This is a genomic window from Pseudomonas sp. NPDC087346, assembly GCF_044744235.1.
Lineage (GTDB): Bacteria > Pseudomonadota > Gammaproteobacteria > Pseudomonadales > Pseudomonadaceae > Aquipseudomonas.
This window is the reverse complement of sequence record NZ_JBIUXX010000018.1, coordinates 7,129-26,737: the sequence shown is the minus strand read 5'-3', so window position 1 is coordinate 26,737 and position 19,609 is coordinate 7,129. Positions and strand designations below refer to the sequence as shown.

15 protein-coding genes and 1 pseudogene are annotated in these 19,609 nt (G+C 60.7%); 6 read left to right on the top strand and 10 right to left on the bottom strand.

Annotation, left to right across the window (positions count from 1 at the left end; all coding sequences use genetic code 11):
• Positions 1-569: 569 nt before the first annotated feature.
• From ACIOZM_RS13295 to ACIOZM_RS13280, 4 genes are all read right to left on the bottom strand, one after another.
• Positions 570-1,406: an ABC transporter ATP-binding protein gene (locus tag ACIOZM_RS13295; RefSeq protein WP_401214301.1), complete on the bottom strand. Its 837-nt coding sequence runs from the start codon at positions 1,404-1,406 to the stop codon at positions 570-572.
• The gene (locus tag ACIOZM_RS13290; protein ID WP_401214298.1) at positions 1,394-2,197 is read right to left on the bottom strand and encodes an ABC transporter permease; all 804 of its coding nucleotides are present in this window, start codon (positions 2,195-2,197) and stop codon (positions 1,394-1,396) included. Before ACIOZM_RS13290 ends, ACIOZM_RS13295 begins: the two co-directional genes overlap by 13 nt.
• A 9-nt stretch (positions 2,198-2,206) precedes the next feature.
• A complete protein-coding gene (locus ACIOZM_RS13285) occupies positions 2,207-3,193 on the bottom strand; it encodes an ABC transporter substrate-binding protein (RefSeq protein WP_401214295.1) in 987 nt (328 codons plus the stop codon).
• 364 nt (positions 3,194-3,557) lie between these two features.
• Complete coding sequence (locus ACIOZM_RS13280) at positions 3,558-5,048, bottom strand: aldehyde dehydrogenase (RefSeq protein ID WP_401214292.1); 1,491 nt, start codon at positions 5,046-5,048, stop codon at positions 3,558-3,560.
• A gap of 222 nt (positions 5,049-5,270) precedes the next feature.
• Here ACIOZM_RS13280 and ACIOZM_RS13275 point away from each other — a divergent pair, with 222 nt between their 5' ends.
• Entirely contained in the window at positions 5,271-6,188 is a 918-nt protein-coding gene (locus ACIOZM_RS13275) for a LysR family transcriptional regulator (protein ID WP_401214291.1), read from the top strand.
• Between the two features lie 3 nt (positions 6,189-6,191).
• On the opposite strand, the gene hrpB is transcribed toward ACIOZM_RS13275, so the two are convergent.
• On the bottom strand, positions 6,192-8,711 hold the full coding sequence (hrpB, locus tag ACIOZM_RS13270; protein WP_401214289.1) for an ATP-dependent helicase HrpB: 2,520 nt from the start codon (positions 8,709-8,711) through the stop codon (positions 6,192-6,194).
• A 111-nt stretch (positions 8,712-8,822) separates the two neighbouring features.
• Between hrpB and ACIOZM_RS13265 the strand changes: the two genes are divergently transcribed.
• Positions 8,823-9,242, top strand: coding sequence for a polyribonucleotide nucleotidyltransferase (locus ACIOZM_RS13265; protein ID WP_401214288.1), 420 nt, complete (start codon positions 8,823-8,825; stop codon positions 9,240-9,242).
• Between the two features lie 21 nt (positions 9,243-9,263).
• On the top strand, positions 9,264-10,172 hold the full coding sequence (locus ACIOZM_RS13260) for a cation diffusion facilitator family transporter (protein ID WP_401214285.1): 909 nt from the start codon (positions 9,264-9,266) through the stop codon (positions 10,170-10,172).
• Here ACIOZM_RS13260 and ACIOZM_RS13255 read toward each other — a convergent pair.
• Positions 10,166-11,236, bottom strand: a complete 1,071-nt coding sequence (locus tag ACIOZM_RS13255; protein WP_401214283.1) for a DUF6515 family protein — start codon at positions 11,234-11,236, stop codon at positions 10,166-10,168. The two genes, ACIOZM_RS13260 and ACIOZM_RS13255, sit on opposite strands and share 7 nt — an antisense overlap.
• A gap of 464 nt (positions 11,237-11,700) precedes the next feature.
• On the opposite strand from ACIOZM_RS13255, the gene ACIOZM_RS13250 reads away from it, so the two are divergent.
• Positions 11,701-12,180: an Lrp/AsnC family transcriptional regulator gene (locus tag ACIOZM_RS13250; RefSeq protein WP_007909658.1), complete on the top strand. Its 480-nt coding sequence runs from the start codon at positions 11,701-11,703 to the stop codon at positions 12,178-12,180.
• A gap of 215 nt (positions 12,181-12,395) precedes the next feature.
• A complete protein-coding gene (locus tag ACIOZM_RS13245; RefSeq protein ID WP_007909655.1) occupies positions 12,396-12,605 on the top strand; it encodes a DUF2788 domain-containing protein in 210 nt (69 codons plus the stop codon).
• Here the strand turns inward: ACIOZM_RS13245 and ACIOZM_RS13240 are convergent.
• The 4 genes from ACIOZM_RS13240 to ACIOZM_RS13225 all read right to left on the bottom strand — a co-directional run bounded on the left by ACIOZM_RS13240 (position 12,600) and on the right by ACIOZM_RS13225 (position 19,096).
• A complete protein-coding gene (locus ACIOZM_RS13240; RefSeq protein WP_401214281.1) occupies positions 12,600-13,235 on the bottom strand; it encodes a pseudouridine synthase in 636 nt (211 codons plus the stop codon). The two genes, ACIOZM_RS13245 and ACIOZM_RS13240, sit on opposite strands and share 6 nt — an antisense overlap.
• Before the next feature lie 72 nt (positions 13,236-13,307).
• The gene (gene amn / locus ACIOZM_RS13235) at positions 13,308-14,807 is read right to left on the bottom strand and encodes an AMP nucleosidase (RefSeq protein WP_401214278.1); all 1,500 of its coding nucleotides are present in this window, start codon (positions 14,805-14,807) and stop codon (positions 13,308-13,310) included.
• A 191-nt stretch (positions 14,808-14,998) separates the two neighbouring features.
• Positions 14,999-16,648, bottom strand: coding sequence for an acyl-CoA dehydrogenase family protein (locus tag ACIOZM_RS13230; protein WP_401214275.1), 1,650 nt, complete (start codon positions 16,646-16,648; stop codon positions 14,999-15,001).
• A gap of 96 nt (positions 16,649-16,744) precedes the next feature.
• Positions 16,745-19,096: a 7TM diverse intracellular signaling domain-containing protein gene (locus tag ACIOZM_RS13225; RefSeq protein ID WP_401214273.1), complete on the bottom strand. Its 2,352-nt coding sequence runs from the start codon at positions 19,094-19,096 to the stop codon at positions 16,745-16,747.
• A gap of 341 nt (positions 19,097-19,437) precedes the next feature.
• On the opposite strand from ACIOZM_RS13225, the pseudogene ACIOZM_RS13220 reads away from it, so the two are divergent.
• Positions 19,438-19,609, top strand: a pseudogene (locus ACIOZM_RS13220) (hypothetical protein); the annotation flags it as partial.

Here is a 19,609-nt window from a genome sequence, read left to right as displayed (position 1 = left end):
AGGCTCGCTCCCACAGGTTTTGTGAGTTGCCTCAAATCATCTGCACAGCGCAATCCCTGTGGGAGCTGGCCTGCCAGCGAAAGCGGTGTGTCAGGCACCGGATGTGTTGACTGACACGACGCTATCGCGAGCAGGCTCGCTCCCACAGGTTTTGTGAGTGACCTCAAATCATCTGCACAACACAAATCTCTGTGGGAGCTGGCTTGCCAGCGAAAGCGGTGTGTCAGCACCGGATGTATCGACTGAAACGACGCTATCGCGAGCAGGCTCGCTCCCACAGGTTTTGTGAGTTGCCTCAAATCATCTGCACAGCGCAATCCCTGTGGGAGCTGGCCTGCCAGCGAAAGCGGTGTGTCAGGCTCCAGATGTGTTGACTGACACGACGCTATCGCGAGCAGGCTCGCTCCCACAGGTTTTGTGAGTGGCCTCAAATCATCTGCACAACACAAATCCCTGTGGGAGCTGGCTTGCCAGCGAAAGCGGTGTGTCAGACACGGGAGGTATTGACTGACACGACGCTATCGCGAGCAGGCTCGCTCCCACAGGGAGAACAAATAGCTAGCCCTTGATCAATGCACTTCTTCGAGGTCGTCGTGCAGCAGGCCGAAGATCTGTCGTTTCATGTCGATGAACGAGCGTTCCATGACCATGTCCAGCGTGCGCGGACGTTCGATAGGCACGTCGAGGATCTGCTTGATCCGCCCCGGCCGTGCGCCCATCACATAGACTCGATCACCGAGCAGAATCGCTTCGTCGATATCGTGGGTCACAAACAACACAGTCTTCTTGCTGTTACCCCAGACCCGCAGCAACAGTTGCTGCATCTGCAAACGCGTCTGGCTATCCAGTGCGCCGAACGGTTCATCCATCAAAAGGATCTGCGGGTCATTGGCCAGTGCGCGAGCAATCGCCACCCGTTGCATCATGCCGCCCGAAAGCTGTTTGGCGTAGCTGTCGGCAAACCCGGCAAGCCCGACTTCGTTGACGTAGTAATCGACGATCTCCTTGCGCCGCGCCGCCGGCATGCCGCGACGCTTGAGGCCGAACTCGACGTTCTGCCGCACGGTCAGCCACGGAAACAGCGTGTAGCTCTGGAAAACCATGCCGCGATCCGCGCCCGGGCCCTGCACTTGCTGGCCGCCGACATAGATCTCGCCGGAGGTCGGCTCGGCCAGACCTGCGGTGAGGTACAACAGGCTGGATTTGCCGCAACCCGATGGCCCGACCAGCACCGCGAACTGCTGATCCGGCACCTCGAAAGACACCTGCTCCAGCGCGGTAAACGTGCCGCCGTCAGGCTTCTTGTAACGCAGGCTGACCTTGTCCACCTGCAAGCGAGGGGCGGCATGCGGCGCGGTGACCACCGGTTCGATGAAACGATGAGTGGCAGCGGTTACTGAGCCCATGCGGCGATCCTCAAACGTAGGAAACGAAACAGTTGATCGGTGAACAGGCCCAGCAGGCCAATGATGGCGATGGCCAGAAAGATCACATCGACCTGAAAGCCGCGCATGGCCTTGAGGCTCAGATAACCCAACCCGCTGGATGCAGCCACCAGCTCGGCAACCACCAGATAGGTCCAGGCCCAGCCCATGGTCACGCGCAAGGTGTCGAGCACACCGGGCACCGAGGCTGGCGCGATCACATGCAGCACTGCGTCGAGGCGGTTGGAGCCCAAGGTGTAAGAGGCATTCACCAGATCCTTGGAAACTCCCTTGGATACGTCAGCGATCATCACCAGTTGCTGGAAGAACACGCCGAAGATAATCACCGAGACTCGCTGCTCCAGACCGATGCCGATCCACAGGATGAACAGCGGCACAAAGGAGGTCACCGGCAGGTAGCGAATGAAGTTCACCATCGGTTCAAGAAACGCCTGAACGATGCGAAAACTGCCCATCAGCAAGCCAATCGGAATCGCCACCAGCGACGAGACGATAAACCCGACCATCACCACTTCGACACTGGCCCAGACATGCTGGCCGAGCGTGCCGTCACGGCTCAGGCGCACGGCGGCCTCGACCACCGCGCCGGGCGTCGGCAGGAACATCCCCGGGACAATTCCGCCATACGACAAACCGGCCCACAGCCCGATCAATAACAGCCAGGCCAGACCGCTCGCGCCCCACACCACTTGTACCGGCAAACCGGTCTTGGGCGTCAGGCAGCGGCTCAGCCACGAATTGCGCTTGAACATGCAAACCTCCTAGAGCGGGCTGACGAAACGGTTGTCGACCAGATCGTCATGGCTGACGTTGTAGGGTTTGCCTTGCAGCTCGCTGGCGGTTTCGTTGGCCAGTTTGATCAGTGCCGCGCTGTCACCCGGATTGCCCGGTGAGCCGAGCAGTTTTTCGCTCATGGCCTGATCGTAGAAGCGCACGCCTTTGGCAGCAGCCGCCAGCTCCTTGGGATCGGAGAGATAGCCGCCGACACCTTTGGCCATGATCGCGTAGGCCTCTTCCGGATGTTCCTGGGTGTACTTCACCGCTTTGTAGAGTCCGGCCACCAGCGCCTTGACGTCTGCCGGTTGTTTTTCGATGACGGAGCAGTTCAGCGCCACCACATCGACAATCACTCCCGGCGTGCTGCTGCTGTCGATCAACACCTTGCCCTGTTGTCGGTCACGGACCATCGACAGATGCGGTTCCCAGGTCACGGCGGCCGGTACACGACCTGCGATGAACGCGGTAGCGGCGTCGTCAGCCGTCATGTTCTGCACGGTGATGTCGCTCATTTTCATGCCGTTCTTTTTCAGCAGATACGAGAGCCAGAACTGCGAGGTCGAGCCTTCGTTGACGGCGACGGTCTGGCCCTTGAGCTCTTGCAGGTTCTTCACGTCCTTGCCGACCAGCACGCCGTCGCCACCGTGGCTGTCATCCAGTGCGGCGACAGCCTTGAAGCAGAACTGCGGGCGATACTTGAGCACTTCGTCGATGGTCGAGGCCGACCCGGACAATTGCCCCGACGCTTGCGCAGCCATGTACATCGAAGCCTCTTCGACCACTGGCAATTCGACGGTCAGACCGTTTTCCTTGAAGTAGCCCAGATCCTGAGCCAGATACAGCGTGCCATAGCCGACCCAGGTCGTATGGCCAATGGAAAGCGTACCGGCCTGCGCGCCGGAGGCGACTGTTGCGGCCAGGGCGGTAATCACCAAAGGATGGGTGAGACGGAGACACAAGGACTTGATCATGGAGCACTCCCGACGCTGTTGATTTAGTTTTGTCATGGGCAGTACGGCCGGCCCCTGTGAAGTGAATCGACGCTGCGGTCTCTGCTGGACTCTGGCGTGCAACTCTGGGGCTGGCGAGATCGATGGTGGCCCATGTGCGGGCTCAGGAAAATCAGGAAATTGTTGGCTGCGAACCATGAAAAAACTGCTTAGCTCGCACTGTAAAAGAGCCTGATTGATGGGGATGCACAGGGCGGGTGCAAGCCGGGGAAAATGCATTGAATAGGTGAATGCAATCGCGAGCAGGCTCACTCCTACAGGGGACTTGTGATCGACACGAACCCTTTGTAGGAGTGAGCCTGCTCGCGATAGGGCCGACGCGGTATCAGCGCAATTGAAACCAGGTGGTTTTCAACTGGGTGTATTTGTCGAACGAGTGCAACGACAGGTCGCGACCAAAACCGGACTGTTTTCCGCCACCAAATGGCACCGTCACGTCCAGCGCATCCACCGTGTTCACCGACACCGTACCCGCCCGCAACTGCCGTGCAACGCGATGCGCACGATTGAGATCGTCGGTCCACAGCGACGCCGCCAGACCATAGACACTGTCATTGGCCAGACGCAGCGCCTCGGCCTCATCGTCGAACGGCACTACCGCCAGCACCGGGCCAAATACCTCGTCACGGAACAGCGTCATGTCCGCTCGCACGCCGGTAAAAATCGTCGGTTCGATAAAGTTGTCAGAGCCATTGAAGCGCGTCTGTCGACCACCACAGACCAGCATCGCGCCTTGTTGCTCGGCCTCACGAATGAAGCGCATCACGCCCGCAGTCTGACGATTGTCGACGATGGCCCCGGCGCGACTCTGCGGATCGAGCGGGTCGCCCGGTTGCCAGCGTTCGGCCTGCGCTTTCAGGCGCTCGACAAACTCATCATGGATCGAGCGCTGCACCAGCAACCGCGAATTGGCCGAGCAAACTTCGCCCTGATTGAAGAAGATGCCGAACGCAGCTTTTTCCGCCGCCAGATCCAGATCCTGACAATCGGCGAACACCAGATTGGCGCTCTTGCCGCCGCACTCCAGCCACACCTGCTTGAGGTTCGACTGCGCCGAATACTGCATGAAATATTTGCCGACCTGAGTCGACCCGGTGAACACCAGACAATCAATGTCCGCGTGCAACCCCAGCGCTTTGCCGGTCTGCTCACCGAGCCCCGGCAGCACGTTCAGCACACCCGCAGGCAGCCCGGCCTCCAGCGCCAGCTCTGCCAGACGCAATGCCGAGAACGGTGACTGTTCAGCGGGTTTGAGAATCACCGAGTTGCCTGCCGCCAGTGCCGGTGCGAGTTTCCACGCCGCCATGTCCAGCGGGAAATTCCATGGCACCACAGCGGCGACTACGCCCAGCGCTTCGCGAGTAATGGTTGCCAACACATTGGACGCTGCGGGGGCGATCTGATCGTAAAGTTTATCGAGGCTTTCCGCGTACCAACGGAACACCCCAGCGGCACCCGGCACGTCGATGTTATAGGCATCCATCACCGGTTTGCCCATGTTCAGCGAGTCGAGCAATGCCAACTCTTCACGATGGGCCATCAACAGATCGGCCAGCCGCAGCAGCACCTGCTTGCGCTCGGCGGGTGAGCGTTGCGACCAGTCGCCCGCGTCGAACACCTGCCGCGCGTTGCGCACCGCCGCATCGACATCGGCCTCGCCGCACGCTGCGACGTTGGCCAGAAGCTGGCCGGTGGCGGGGTTGATCGCGGCAAAGGTCTGCCCCGATTGCGCCGCGCAGTGTTTGCCGGCGATCACGGCTTGATCGGGAAACTTCAATGCAACGGCCTTGCGCTGCCAATCTGCAAGCTCGAACACGTTCAGATGCTCCATGGGCTTTATTGTGCTCCGATGGTCGCTCAGCCCCGGGCGCGCTAAAAATAGTAAAAATGTCTTCGCAGCTAATGAAAAAACTGGGCAAACGGTTCACCTGAACGGTGCATAGATGGCTAAGGTTCAAGGACAAAAACATCGTCGAGCAACGGACGCAGCGGCGCATAAATTGCTTGAAAGTCGAGTCCGCTCGTCCTGAGGTTTGCCGTGGCCGCTTACAATTTGCGTCAGTTGAAATACTTCATCACCACCGTCGAATGCGGCAGCGTCGCCGAGGCCTCGCGCAAGCTGTACATCGCCCAACCGGCGATTTCCACCGCAATCAAGGCGCTGGAAGACAGCTTCGGCGTACAACTGCTGATCCGCCATCACGCCCAAGGGGTTTCCCTGACACCAAGCGGTGCACGCTTCCTGCGCAAGGCTCAGGAGCTGTTGCGCATGGCCAAGGAGTTCGAGCAGAACGCCTTGGCCGACAACGATGTGGTGGGCGGACAGATCGATATCGGCTGTTTCGAAACCGTCGCGCCGCTTTACCTGCCGCAGTTGATCGCCGGGTTTTCCGCGCTGTATCCGGGAGTGAAAATCCGCATCCGCGACGGCGAACAACAAGAGTTGGTGCAAGGCCTGACGTCAGGCGCTTTCGACCTGGTGATCCTCTACGAACACGAACTCGATGCGACCATCCAGACCGAACCGCTGATGCCGGCGCAGCGACCTTATGCGCTGCTGCCGGCCGACCACCGCTTCGCCCAGTACAAACAAGTGTCGCTGCGCGATCTGTGTCTGGAGCCGATGATTCTGCTGGACGTGCAACCGAGCCGAACCTACTTCGTCAGCCTGTTCGAAGAACTCGGGCTGACCCCGCGAATCGAGTTCAGCTCACCGTCGATCGAGATGGTTCGCGGCATGGTCGGTCAGGGTTTCGGCTTCTCGGTGCTGGTCACCCGGCCGCACTCGGAATGCACCTACGACGGCAAGAAAGTGGTGTGCGTGGAGATTGTCGAGGACGTCACCGGTTCCGGTCTGGTGGCGGCGTGGCTCAAGCGCGGGCAACTGACCAAACCGGCGCAGCTGTTCGCCGACTACTGCCGCGAGCAACTGACGGGCGGGGCTGCGATCTTTTGATCTTCAGGTTCCCCGAGGCTTGGCGCGGGCAGTGGCCTCAGCCACCAACGGATCATCCGGCCAATAATGCTTGGGATACCGTCCCTTCAGATCCTTCTTAACCTCGGCATAGGTGCTGCGCCAGAAGTTCGCCAGATCCTGCGTCACCTGCACCGGGCGTCGCGCCGGGGACAACAGGTGCAACTTGACCACCTGCCGGCCACCGGCAATCCGTGGTGTATCGGACAAACCGAACAGCTCCTGCAACCGCACCGCGAGAATCGGCGGCTGCTCACTGTAATCCAGACGAATCGAAGAGCCGGACGGCACGCTGATGTGATGCGGCGCCAGCTCATCCAGCTTCTGCGGCAGCGGCCACGGCAACTGATTACGCACGATGCTCGACAGGTCGAGGTTGGCGAAGTGGCTGAGCCGCGAAACCTTGCCCAGATACGGCATCAGCCAATGTTCGAGATTTTTCAGCAGCGCGGCATCGCTGACATCCGGCCACTGGCTTTCGTCCGAGGTGTTCAGATCGAGTTGGCGCAACAGTGCAACTCGTGCCTGCCACTGGCGAAGTTCCGGGGTCCACGGCAGCAACTCCAGACCCTTGCGCCGCACCAGATTCACCAGCGCCTGACTGCGTGCGTTTTCGTCGAGACCGGTCAGCGGTTCACGGCTCAGAATCAGTTCGCCGACCTTGCGCTGACGCTCGGCACGCAACACGCCTTCGCGCTCGTCCCAGTCCAGTTGATCGACGCAACGCACCTGCTCGGCCAACACCGAATCGAACAGCGCCGGATCGAAATCCGCCGCCAGATAAATCCGTTCTTCGCGCTGGCCCTGACGACTGCCGAGATCAGCGATGACGATCCACGACTCCTTCATCAGGCTGTCGGCTTCGGCGAACAACGCGGCGCGACCGTTGGCCAGACGATATTCTGCGCCACCGGCACGCCGCTGCTGAGCAACGCGATCCGGATAGGCCAGCGCCAGCAAGGCACCGAGCCAGCGCGGATGATCGGGATCGCTGACCGGCTCGCTCGCCTTGCCACGCAGGTAACCACGATACTGCCGCGCCAGTTGCCGCGCTCGCTGCACGCCACCCTGCGCGCCGCGCGCCGCACGTTCTTCGCCGGACAACAACACCAGTCGACTGTGCAGATCGGCGCCGGCACCGCGCAAGATATCGCGCTCGCCGAGCAACGCGGCGACGTCGCAGGCCATGTTGGCCAAGCCCAACGCCTGACCGCGCAACAACAGATGACCGATGCGCGGATGCGCCGGCAACTCGGCCATGGCCTGACCGTGCGAGGTCAGCGCGTCGCCATCCAGCGCGCCCAGCCGTTCGAGCAAATCCTGCGCCTGTGCATAAGCCGCTGCGGGCGGAACATCGAGCCAGACCAACTCGCCCGGCGTGACACCCCAACGCCCCAGTTGCAGCGCCATCCCGGCGAGATCCGCCGAGAGGATTTCCGCACTGCCATAAGCCGCCAGTTGATCGTGCTGATCCTGCGACCACAAGCGATAGCAAACCCCCGGCTCCAGTCGCCCGGCCCGGCCCGCACGCTGGGTGGCGCTGGCCTTGGAGATGCGCTGGGTGTCGAGGCGAGTCATGCCGCTGCCCGGATCGAAACGCGGTACTCGCGCCAGCCCGGCGTCGATCACCACACGCACACCGTTGATGGTCAGGCTGGTCTCGGCGATGTTGGTCGCCAGCACCACTTTGCGCTGTCCGGCAGGAGGCGGATCAATGGCGGCGCGCTGGGCATTCAGATCCAGTTCACCGTGTAGCGGGCACAACAGAACGTCTTTGCGCTCGCCAATTGCGTCGTTCAGTTGTTGATGGACGCGGCGAATTTCTGCTTGTCCCGGCAGGAACACCAACAGGCTGCCGGTTTCATCATTGAGTGCTTCGAGCACGGTCTGAGTTACGCGCTGATCAATGTATTCGCCGGGCTGAAACGGTCGGCCCCAGCGCATGGTCACCGGGAACATCCGCCCTTCGCTGCGCAGAATCGGCGCGTCGTCGAGCAGGCTAGCCAGGCGTTCGCCTTCGAGAGTCGCCGACATCAGCAAAATCTTCAGCGGCTGTTCAGCTCGAAACAGTTCGCGACCATTCAGACTGAGCGCCAGCGCCAGATCGGCGTCGAGACTGCGTTCGTGAAATTCGTCGAAGATCAGCAGGCCCACGCCTTCCAGCGCCGGACCATCCTGCAAACGCCGGGTGAGAATGCCTTCGGTGACCACTTCGATGCGGGTATTGGGGCCGACCTTGCTGTCGAGGCGGATGCGATACCCGACGGTTTCCCCGACTTTCTCGCCCAACTCGCTGGCCAATCTCTCGGCAGCCGCACGCGCCGCCAGACGACGCGGTTCGAGCATCAGAATGGTTTGCCCGGCCAGCCACGCTTCATTGAGCAGGGCCAAGGGCACGCGGGTGGTTTTACCGGCGCCGGGCGGTGCTTCGAGCACAGCCTCGTGGCGTGTCGCCAACGCTTCACGCAGGGCGGGTAAAACTTCATCGATTGGCAGAGAGATCATGCTGGCTCCAAAACAGAGCGGCGAGTATAACGGCGAATTGCTAAGCCTTCGTCAGGGTCTTAACTTCACAAGACGAAGCTTCGTTATCAGATGACTCAGGAGATATTTCCCATGCGTGTACCTTTTCGCCTGATCGGCGGTGTGCTGGTCGCCACCCTGCTTACTCAATTGACCGCGTGCGGCTCGATTTTCTACCCTGACCGTCGCGGCCAGATCGACGGCAAGGTTGACCCGGCGATTGCCGTGCTCGATGCCGTGGGCCTGCTGTTCTACATCATCCCCGGCCTGATCGCGTTTGCCGTCGACTTCGCCACTGGCGCGATCTATTTCGAACCGGGCCACACCGCGCAGATCGACCCGGCCAAACTCAAACAAGCCATCGGCCCGGACGGTCAGGTCGATAATCACAAGTTGCAGGCTATTCTCGAAAGTGAACTGGGCAAAGACTTTCCACTCGATGACCCGCGCCTGATTCAGCACAAGGGCAGCACTCAGCAACTGGCGATGTTCGGCCTGCAACCTGCGGCTTAATCGATAAGGAATCACTGCCCCATGACCACCAGCCCCGAACACGCCCGCCTGCTGCGGCTCGCGACCCGCGCCTCGGTGGCGGTGGCCTGTACGCTGATCATCGCCAAAGCCATCGCCTGGTGGCTGAGCGGTTCGGTGAGCATGCTTGCCGGCCTCACCGACTCGGCGCTCGATGGCGTCACCTCGCTGCTCAATCTGCTGGCGGTGCATTACGCACTGCGCCCGGCGGATGACGATCATCGTTATGGCCACGGCAAGGCCGAATCGCTGGCGGGCATGGCGCAGGCGCTGTTCATAGGTGGCAGTGCGGTGTTGATCGCGTTCCAGGCGTTCGAGCGTTTGAAGACGCCTGAGCCACTGGGCGCGCCATGGCTGAGCATCGGCGTGATCGTGTTCTCGCTGCTGCTGACCGCGGCGTTGCTGACGCTGCAACATCGGGTGATCAAGCAGACCGGTTCCAATGCGGTACGCGCCGACTCGCTGCATTACCGCTCGGACATGTTGCTCAATGGCAGCATTCTGATTGCGCTGGTGCTGGCCGGGCTGGGCTTCACTCAACTGGACGCCTGGTTTGGTCTGGGGATTTCCGTGTACATCCTCTGGAGCGCGGTGCAGATCGCCCGGGAAAGTTTTGCGGTGTTGATGGATGAAGAACTGCCGACGGATGTCAGTCAGCACATGCTCGAACTGGCCCGTGGCGTACCGGGCGTGCTGGGCGCCCATGACTTGCGCACGCGGATCTCGGGCAATCACTGGTTCGTGCAATTGCATCTGGAATTGCCAGGAGAACTGACGCTGTCAGTCGCTCACGGCATCAGCGATCAAGCGGCGGATGCGATTCACCAAGCCTACCCACGGGCCGAAGTGCTGGTGCACGCCGACCCGCAGGAAGTGGTGAAGTCTGAACGGGCGCAAACCCGGATTCAGTAAGTCACCTGATAACCGCGACTGCTCAGGCAACTGCCCTGAGCCTGACGATAAGCCTGAACCACTTCGGGCGCCGGCTGATAGGTCGCGGTGCGTGGGTCAAACCCGCTTTGCTGGACGGCGTACTGATAGCACTGATAACCGTCCTGCTGCACCTGCTCCGGCGACTGGCCGTTGGCCGGATAGGCCTGAACGTCATAGCCCTGAGATTGCGGCTGCGGCTGTGGCGGCTGTTGAACCGGCGGCTCGACCACCACGTAATCCTGCGTGGCTTCCTGATAGGCGTAGTACGAGCCCGCGGCGAGGAACAGCAGCGATCCGCCGATCCACACTTCACGCGAATAATCAGGCAAATACTGGATGCGTATCCCCCGTGGCGGCTGCACGACGATGTAACGCGGGCCTTGTGGGCGATACCAGTAACCACCGGAATAGAAGTAATCCTGGCCGTGATACGGCACGCGGTAATCGCGGTCGGGGAAGCGGTCGATCATATGCCCCGGCCGATACTGCGGGCCCGGGCCCCAGCCATTGCCATGACCGTCCGGACGTCCCGGCCAGTGATTGTCATTGGGGCGATTATTGGTCTGCCAATGCTGGTTGTTGTAGCCATTTTGCGGGCGCTCGTCGCGGTAGTAACCCTGACGCGGCTCCTGGGTCTGGTGCACGGCATCGGGACGCGGCTGGATCGACAGATTGTTGGATGGCTGCGGCGATGGCTGGTGAACCGGATTCGGCTGATTCGGCGGCCGGTTCTGGTTTTGGTTTTGGTTTTGCCACTGACCATTGTTGTTGTGTTGCTGCTGCTGACCGTTGTGTTCGAACTGACGACTGTTGTCGCCACGAATGATCTCGTTGTTCTGCGGACGTGGCTGATTTTGCGGCGGCGGATTGTTCTGCCCGTGCGGCTGATTGTTGCCGCCATGCCCCTGATTGTTACCCTCATGTTCCGGTCCGCGTCCGCCATTATCGGGGCCACGGTTCTGCGGTTCATCGGCAAGCGCTTGCGCACTGACACTCACACACAGCAAACCAACACCGGCCAGACGCCAGATGCGCGACTTCATGCTATTCCTCATTACGGGCCAAGCCTGTCATTAAGTGGGCTTGTAACTAAGACCGGGAATACACACACCGGGTTCTGACAAAGGTTATCAGTCACGCAACTTATTTATTGAGGAGCGCGAGCGCAAAAGCACAAAAATCGCGCGCAAGAAAAAAGGGAGACCCGTCGGCCTCCCTTCTAGAGAACTTCGTCCTGGCTCGACGCTTATGACGTCGGCTCACCTCACGCCGTCTTCTGGACAGTGTGTAGCTCGGGGGCCGGCACAACCCCGGTGAGGGTGGCGGCCGCGGCAGGCCGGATTGGGCGGGCCGCGTGGACTGTGTTACCGAGCAGTGATTCTGGTGATAAGAATAGGCCTGAGGCCGCGACAGATGATTGCGAAGATTGCTGAAATAAACACCACTTGCGCAATTTTTAACCCTGGATAGATAATCCGCCGCAATAGATACGACAAAGGCCTGATTGATGAGCAAACTCGACCGTTACGACCTGAGCATTTTGGCGGAATTGCAGCGCGACGCCCGCATCTCCAACCAGGAACTGGCCGAGCGCATCGGTCTGTCGCCCTCCCCGTGCTCGCGCCGGGTCAAGCAACTCGAGGACGACGGCTACATTTCGCGCCAGGTCGCCCTGCTCGACCGCAAAATGCTCGGCCTGAGCCTGACCGCTTATGTGCTGATCGGCATGGACCGGCATACACCGGAGCGTTTCGAGAATTTCGAAGCGGCAATTCGTACGTTGCCGCAGGTGCTGGAGTGCAGCCTGGTGACGGGCGTGGACGCTGACTATCAGTTGAAAGTGGTGGTGCCGGACATGGATCACTATCAGAAACTGCTGCTGGGGCATCTGACGCGGATTGAAGGCGTGACCAGCGTGCGTTCGAGTTTCGTGCTGAATCAGGTGCTCAACAGCACCGAATTGCCCCTGACTCATCTGCGTAGCTGATGACGCCATCGCGGGCAAGCCACGCTCCCACAGGTTTTGTGTCGTTCACGATTTTGCGATCAACCCCATAACCTGTGGGAGCGTGGCTTGCCCGCGATGGGGCCAGTGCAGCCACTCACATCTGCGGCACACCGACGCAGATCAATGCTCGCAGCCTTACCCCAGGCGTATACTCGAAGCGTACTTTTCAGTCGCGACCGAGCCGGAGATACCCGATGGACCCAGCATTACTCGAAGAATGGATGATGACCGGACTGGTCAGCATCCTGATCATTTTCATGGGTTTCATCGTCTGGGATCTGGCGAAGAAGTCCAAGGCCGGGCGCTTTGGCTCGTTCATCCTGTTCTTCGTGCTCGGTCTGGGCGTGGCCGCGTTCATCATCAAGAGTGTGGTGATCGGCCTGATCGAATCCGGCGCCTTATAAGCGCGCCGGTACTTCCTTCCACTGGCCCTGATCGAGTCCTTCGATTGACCAGTCACCAATTTTGACCCGCACCAGCCGCAACGTCGGCAGCCCGACTGCCGCCGTCATGCGCCGCACCTGACGGTTACGCCCCTCGCGAATCACCAGTTCCAGCCAACTGGTGGGCACGGTCACGCGAAAGCGTACCGGCGGGTTGCGCGGCCACAACTCCGGTTCATCCAGTTGCCGCGCTTCGGCGGGCAGGGTCATGCCGTCATTCAGTTCGACGCCGTCGCGCAAACGCTGCAATTGCTCGGCCGTCGGTACGCCTTCGACCTGTACCCAATACGTCTTCGCCAGTTTGTGTTTCGGATCGGCAATGCGCGCCTGCAACTGGCCGTCATTGGTCAGCAGCAACAAGCCTTCGCTGTCGCGATCCAGACGCCCGGCCGGGTAGATGCCGGGCACGTCGATGTAATCCTTGAGCGTCGCCCGCCCTTCACCGTCGCTGAATTGCGTCAGCACATCGAACGGCTTATTGAACAGGATCAGTTTCGGCTCGGCCGGTGGTGCCTTGGCAACACGGCGCGGGGCGGAAGGCTGGGGCTTCGCGCCGGGGCGGCGGGAAGGTGGACGCGGGGGACGGGACATGAGCAAAACAACATCTAACGGTCAGGGCTTCCAATGCTAGTGCCCCGACCGCCAAATGACCACGACTAACCGTTAACGGAACGGCGGTTCGTCGAAGCTGCGCAGTTTGCGCGAGTGCAGTGAGTTTAGTTCGGTGCGCAGCAGATCCACCGCTTCGATACCGATCTTCAAGTGCTGACTGACCGCACGCTCATAGAATGCGTTGGCCGAACCCGGCAGTTTGATTTCGCTGTGCAGCGGTTTGTCAGAGACACACAGCAACGTGCCGTACGGCACCCGCAGACGATAACCCTGAGCGGCGATGGTGCCGCTTTCCATGTCCACGGCAACAGCGCGGGACAGGTTGATCAGCGGACGTTCCTGGGCCCAGCGCAGCTCCCAGTTACGGTCGTCGTAAGTCAGTACGGTGCCGGTGCGCAGGCGCTTTTTCAGCTCTTCGCCCTTCTCGCCAGTGATATTGGCGGCCGCCTGCTGCAGCGCCATCTGCACTTCGGCCAGCGCCGGGATCGGAATGTTCGGCGGCACCACCCGGTCGAGAATCCCGTCGCGACGCATATAAGCGTGCGCCAGCACGTAGTCACCGATGGTCTGCGACTGACGCAGGCCGCCGCAGTGACCGATCATCAGCCAGCAATGTGGACGCAATACCGCCAAGTGATCGGTAATGTTCTTCGCGTTGGACGGACCGACGCCAATGTTGACCAGCGTCACGCCGTGGCCGTCGCTGGCCATCAGGTGATAGGCCGGCATCTGGTAACGGTGCCAGACCACGCCAGCGGCAATCGCCGAAGCTTCGCCGTGATCCATGTTCTTCTCGATGATCACGTTGCCCGGCAACACCATGCGCACAAAACGCGGGTCGCTGCGCAGCTGCTCCAGACCATGGACGATGAACTGATCGACGTAACGGTGATAGTTGGTCAGCAGAATCCAGGGCTGCACATGCCGCCAGTCGCTGCCGGTGTAATGCACCAGACGCCGCAGCGAGAAGTCGACCCGCGCGGCGTCGAACAGCGCCAGCGGCAACGGATCGGTGTTTTCCCAATCGTACAGACCATCGGCAATACCGTCGGTGGCGGCAGACAGGTCGGTGCTCGGGAACACTCGCGCCAGCACTGCGGCGGTAACGCCGGAGCCGGCCAGTTCATCGCCCTGCTCGACCACGTACGGGTACGGAATATTCTGCTGGCTGACACCGACTTCGACGGTCACGGTGAAGTCGTGCATCAGCGGCACCAGCTGTTCCAGCAGGTATTTGCGGAAGGCTTTCGGATGGGTGACGGTGACGCTGTAAGTACCCGGCAGTTGCACCTTGGCGTAAGCGCGGGTGGTCTGCGGGACTTCGCCCTGACAGAGGTAGGTCAGACGCAGCTCGGGATAACGAAACAGGGCGCGCTGTTCAGCGTCGGGCTCGACGCGATCCTTGAGGTAACGCTTGAGCGCGGAATTCAGTGCAGTGGTAGCCCGCTCATGCAACTCGGCCAGACGATCCACGGCTTGTTCGGCGGTTTGAACAACAATAAACGCTTCGGTCACGATCAGCTTCCTGTGTTCTGACTTGCAGAGCTTCATCTTGCCTGCATCGTGGCGCGACGGGAACAGTGGCGTAATGGCTGTAGCTCAATCTTTCAAACAATAGAGATCCCTGTGGGAGCGGGCTTGCCCGCGATGAGGCCGTTACATTCCACATCAATGTTGACTGGCAGGCCGCCATCGCTGGCAAGCCAGCTCCCACAGGGATTGTGGTGTTTGGGGGATTTGGGTCAGAAACCCTGCGGGGTAGAGCGCGCGACGATGGCTTCGACATCCAGCCCACGCGGCAACGCACCGTACACCCGGCCACTGCCGCTCAGTCGACTGGCGATAAACGCATCACTGACCGCCGAGTTACCTGCCTCCAGCAACAACTTGGCCTGCAAGCCCAGCGCGATGTCCTCGGTCAATTGCCGCGCCCGATACTGAATGTCGCTGGTGTCCTTGAACTGCGCTTGCAGCTGCTGAATGTGCGCAGCCAGGCGCTTGTCGCCATGCCCGTCACCCAGTTCGCTGAACAGCACATCGAGCACGCCCGGTTCTTTCGACAAGGCCCGCAGCACATCAAGGCACTGCACGTTGCCCGAACCTTCCCACGTCGAGTTGACCGGCGCCTCGCGGTACAGACGCGGCAGAATGCTGTCCTCGACATAACCGGCGCCGCCCATGCATTCCGCCGCTTCGTTGATCATTGCCGGGGCGCGTTTGCAGATCCAGTATTTGCCCACCGCCGTCACCAGCCGGGCGAACTGCGCTTCGTGGCGATCATCCAGATGATCCAGTGCCTTGCCCATGCGCAGGCTGAGCGCCAGCGCCGCTTCGCTTTCCAGCGCCAGATCGGCCAGCACGTTCAGCATCAGCGGCTGTTCGCTGAGCAGTTTGCCGCCGACCTTGCGATGGGCGCAGTGATGGCTGGCCTGGGTCAGCGCCTGGCGCATCAACGAGCTGGAACCGACCATGCAATCGAACCGGGTCATGGCGACCATTTCGATAATGGTCGGCACACCGCGCCCTTCTTCGCCGACCATCCACGCCAGCGCGCCGCGAAACTCCACTTCGCTGGAGGCGTTGGACTGATTGCCGAGTTTGTTTTTCAAACGCTGAATGTAGAACTGATTGCGCGTGTCATCCGGGCGATGGCGCGGCAACAGGAAACAGCTCAAGCCCTTGTCGGTCTGCGCCAGTGTCAGAAATGCATCGCACATCGGTGCCGAGCAGAACCACTTGTGCCCGACCAGTTCATACGCCTGGCCCGGACCGCCGGCGCCGACCGGATAAGCCTTGGTGGTGTTGGCGCGCACGTCGGTGCCACCCTGTTTCTCGGTCATCGCCATACCGATGGTGACCCCGGCCTTGTGGGCCATGCCGACGTTGCGCGGGTCATATTCGGTGGCGAGGATTTTCGGCAACCATTGCTCGGCCAGGTTCGGTTGCAGGCGCATGGCCGGCACGCTGGCGAAGGTCATGGTCAACGGGCAACCGCTGCCGGCCTCGGCCTGGCTGTGCAGATAGCTCATGGACGCGCGGGCGACATGCGCGCCGTCCTGCGGATGGGCCCATGGCAATGAGGTCAGGCCATGTTCGATCGCGGTGCGCATCAGTTCGTGATAGGCCGGGTGAAATTCCACCAGATCGATGCGATGACCGTATCGGTCATGGCTGGCGAATACCGGTTTGTTCTGATTGGCGAGGAACCCGGCTTCCATCAACGGCCCGCCGGCGAGCGCGCCATAGGCGTCGATCCGCGACTCGGCCCAACCGGCGCCAAACCTGCGCGACCACTCCTGCAACGGCAGGTCGATGCGATACAGGTTGGTGCCGTCGAGCGACGGCGGCTGGTTCGTGACTTCGTGGGTTTCGGCGAACTGATGCAGGTTCATGACGGGGCTCCTTTGGTCAGCCAGGACCTCAGTTAAGCACCGCACCGTGAGCGGTCAAAGTGTCATATACGCCTAATTGGCGGCGCTTTCACCCTATCAGTTGCAAAGTACCCGGCGCTCCAGCGCTGCCTGCAAATCCTCAAACTTCACCGGTTTGTGCAAGTAATCGATCTGCACGGCGCTCGCGCAATGTTCCCGGTCAGTGCCAAGCGCGAGCATGAACACCGGCAGCGTGGCACAACCGGGCAGTGCATGAATCTGGCAGCAGAGCATCTCGTCGTCGTGGGGCAACTGACCGTCGACCAGCACCGCGTCAAAGGTTTCTCGCTGCAAATACTCCAGCGCCGCCGAACTGCTGTCGGCAGTGCGCACGCGGAAGCCGAGCTTGAGCAGCATTCCACGCATCACCAACTGATTGACGCTGTTGTCGTCGACCAGCAGCACCGTGCAGTCCTGCGGTGCGCGCACGGTTTCGCGGCTGCGCATGGAGACCGGCGCAGCTTCGACCGCTGGCAGTTCGAACTCGACATCCAGTTGGAAACGGCTGCCGCTGCCCGGTGCGGAACGGTGTGTGAGCTTGCCGCCGAGCAACTCGACCAATTGCCGACAGATCGCCAGACCGACGCCCAAACCGCCGTACTCGCGAGTCATCGAGCCATCGAGCTGGAAGAAACGCTGATAGAGGGTCGCCTCGCCCAGATCGGTGAAACCAATCCCGGTGTCGATCACCGCAAACGACAGCGCCATACGATTGTCCGCTGCCGGTTTGCCGGTGACGCGCAAGGCCAGACCGCCGACGCGGGTGAACTTGATCGCGTTGTCCAGCAGGCATTCCAGGCATTGCGCGAGTTTGGCGCTGTCGCCGTGCAGACGATCCGGCAGGGTCGGCAGGACTTCGATCTTGAACTCCAGCGACTTGCTCGCCGCATTGCCATCGAACTGCACTCGCAGGGCTTCGACCACTGCGCGCAGGCTGAAACTGTCAGGCGTGGCCCGCAGCTTGCCGGCCTGCAATTCGGTCAGGGTAAGGATGCCGTTGACCATGCGCATCATGTCCCGCGCCGAACCGGCGGCGGTCTGCTGGTATTGCTCCAGTTCCGGATCGAGTTCGACCGTCTGCATCAGTTCGAGCGAGCCGATCACGCCGTTCATCGGCGTGCGCAGTTCGTGGGTCAGGGTCGCGAGGAATTCATCTTTGAGCTTATTACTGTGGGCCAGTTGCTGGTTGAGCACTTCGAGCTTCTGCCCGGCATCGAACAGGGTCTGTGCCTGTTGCTCGCGCATCGCATTGATCCGGTCAGCCAGTGCCAGTGACAGCAGCGCCACTTCGATCGCCGAGCCAATCTGGCTGGCGTACATGGTCAGGAATACGTTCGGCACCAGACCCAGCACCATCAGCGTGTTGATAACCCCGCCCAGCAAGAACGCCGACCAGGCAATGATGAAATAGCGCGCCACCCGCAGACCACGCCACCAGGCGAGGATGCCTGCGGCAAAAATCACTACGGTGAAGGTCAGCGCCAGCGTCGTCGCCAGACGCAAGGCCAGTGCATAACTGGTCATCAGCGACAAACCGACCACCAGCGCACCGAACGCGATCAGGCCGATCAATATGCGATCAAGCCAAGGGCTGTGGGTTTTGGTTTGTAGAAAGCTACGAGCGAACTGACTGCCGAACAGTCCGGCACAGCCAATAAAGAACGGGGTGGAGGCATTGGCCCACCACGGGTTGTTCGGCCAGAAATACTCGACCGCCGCGCCATTGACCGACAATTGGTAGAGGCCGAACGAGGCGATATAGAAGATGTAATAGAGGTAACTGGTGTCGCGCACGCTGAGATAGATGAACAGGTTGTAGACCAGCATCCCCAGCAGCACGCCATAAATGATGCCCAGCACGTACAGGCGCAACGGCTGATCTTCCAGGTACGCGGTGCTCGACCACAAGGTTACCGGCGCCTGAATCGAGCCTTCGCTGGCCAGTCGCAAATACACGGTCTGTTGTTGCTCAGGCTTGAACGGCAGATCGAACAGGTAGTTGTTCTGGCGGATCTCGCGACTGGCGAACGGTAATGCATCACCGGTCTGGCGCACCAGACGATAATCCCCATTGGCATCGGCCAGATAAAGATCGAGATGGTCGAGCGGCGGATAGGCCAGCTCCAGCAGCCAGGTGCGTTGTGCCGCCGGATTGTTCGGACGGTATTGCAGATCGATCTTCAGCCAGAACGCCGAACGCGAGTAACCGGCGTTGAGCGTGGCTTTGTCGTGGGGTTTGAAGTTGCCGGCCGCGGCTTGTGCGCGAACATCGGCAATGCTCGCCTGACCGCTTGGGTCTTCGAACACTTGCAGGGAGCGGCCCAAGGGCAGGCTCTGGGTGGATTCGTCGAATTCGACGGCGCTCGCCAGGAGGGGCAAGCAGAACAGCAACATCAACAAATAGCGCATTGAAGCCCCAGCGTGGCTCGTCCGGTTGTGTCAGGAAGCCCCCCCATTCCTTTTGAGTAGACGTAAAACCGGTATTACCTGTTATTGGTTTGGATCCAGACTAGCATAGCCGTTGCTGGCCATTGAGCACCATGGAAATTTTTACAGTGAAGGCTCTAGAACGGGCGTTTCAGAGCAAAGCAGCGAGCTAGAGCTGTTGCCTTGGTCAGCTTGTCACCACAACCTTATTGCCAGTGGTCAATTGTGGTTCATTCCATGACTGCAATGTTGTCCGACAATGTGTCAACGAACGCTGGCAGGACTGAACCCGAAAATCAGCTTTGGTGGTAAGCTCGCGCACCATGAATATCTACAGCTCTCGCCCCGTTGTCCTCTGTCTCTCCGGCCACGACCCAAGTGGTGGCGCCGGCTTGCAGGCAGATATCGAAGCCCTGCTCGCGCAGGGTTGGGGGGGGGGGGCGGGGGGGGGGCCGCCGCCGCGGGGGGCCCACCCCGAACCCGGCAAGAAAGGGC